A 1,331-nucleotide genomic window follows, 5' to 3' on the forward strand; every position below is an offset into this window, starting at 1 on the left:
TGAACGTCAGAAGCCGACTGCACTATAGCAGCGGAGGGGTTGGATCCATCAGGCAACGACGGGCTGCTGCCGGCCATCAGCGGACGCAGGGAGGACTTTCCGCAACCGGCCGTTCGATGCGGCACCGATGGCCTTCGCGCAGGGGTAGTGAATCCGCCAGGATTGACTTGCGCTGCCCTACCTCTCACTAGTGAGGGGCGGCAGCGCATCAAGCGGTGAGCGCACTCCGGCACCGCCAACTTTCAGCACATGCGTGTAAATCATCGTCGTAGAGACGTCGGAATGGCCGAGCAGATCCTGCACGGTTCGAATGTCGTAACCGCTGCGGAGCAAGGCCGTCGCGAACGAGTGGCGGAGGGTGTGCGGTGTGGCGGGCTTCGTGATGCCTGCTTGTTCTACGGCACGTTTGAAGGCGCGCTGAAAGGTCTGGTCATACATGTGATGGCGACGCACGACACCGCTCCGTGGATCGGTCGAATGCGTGTGCTGCGCAAAAACCCAGAACCACGGCCAGGAATGCCCGGCGCGCGGATACTTCCGCTCAAGGGCGTCGGGAAGCGCAACGCCGCTGCGGCCCTCGGCCTGGTCCTTCAGCCACCATGCCCGTGCACGCGACAGCTGCTCGCGCAGGCTGGGTGCCAAGCTCTCGGGTAACATCAAGGCCCGATCCTTGGAGCCCTTGCCCTCCCGCACGATGATCGTGCCGTGATCGAAATCCAGATCCTTGACCCGCAGTTGCAAACCCTCACTGATCCGCATGCCCGTTCCATACAGAAGCTGGGCGAACAAACGATGCTCGCCTTCCAGAAAACCGAGGATGCGAACCACTTCATCCGGGGTCAGCACCACCGGCAAGCGCCGCGACGGCCGAGGTCTTCCGATCTCCTGAAGCCAGGGCAGATCCGTGCACAGCACCTTGCCGTAGAAGAACAGCAAGGCCGCCAATGCCTGACGATGCGTGGAGACCGAAACCTTGCGCTCGTTCGCCAGCCAGGACAGAAATGCCTCGACTTCGCTGCTGCCCAAGGTTGCCGGGTGACGCACACCGTGGAAACGGATGAAGGCACGAACCCAGTGGACATAAGCCTGTTCGGTTCGTAAGCTGTAATGCAAGTAGCGTATGCGCTCACGCAACTGGTCCAGAACCTTGACCGAACGCAGCGGTGGTAACGGCGCAGTGGCGGTTTTCATGGCTTGTTATGACTGTTTTTTTGTACAGTCTATGCCTCGGGCATCCAAGCAGCAAGCGCGTTACGCCGTGGGTCGATGTTTGATGTTATGGAGCAGCAACGATGTTACGCAGCAGGGCAGTCGCCCTAAAACAAAGTTAG

At 60.4% G+C, this 1,331-nt stretch carries 1 protein-coding gene; it reads right to left on the reverse strand.

Annotated features, from left to right (window positions below; translation table 11 throughout):
• Nucleotides 1-177 precede the first annotated feature (177 nt).
• Nucleotides 178-1,191 carry a class 1 integron integrase IntI1 gene (intI1, locus tag EGK63_RS16155; protein WP_000845048.1) on the reverse strand — a complete coding sequence of 338 codons (1,014 nt, stop codon included), beginning with the start codon at nt 1,189-1,191 and terminating at the stop codon, nt 178-180.
• Nucleotides 1,192-1,331 lie beyond the last annotated feature (140 nt).

The sequence above is a fragment of the Brevundimonas sp. 357 genome (assembly GCF_003938605.1).
GTDB lineage: Bacteria > Pseudomonadota > Alphaproteobacteria > Caulobacterales > Caulobacteraceae > Brevundimonas.

Excerpts from the sequence above, each read along its gene's own strand:
- intI1 (WP_000845048.1), bottom strand. The coding sequence starts at position 1,191 with ATGAAAACCGCCACTGCGCCGTTACCACCGCTGCGTTCGGTCAAGGTT.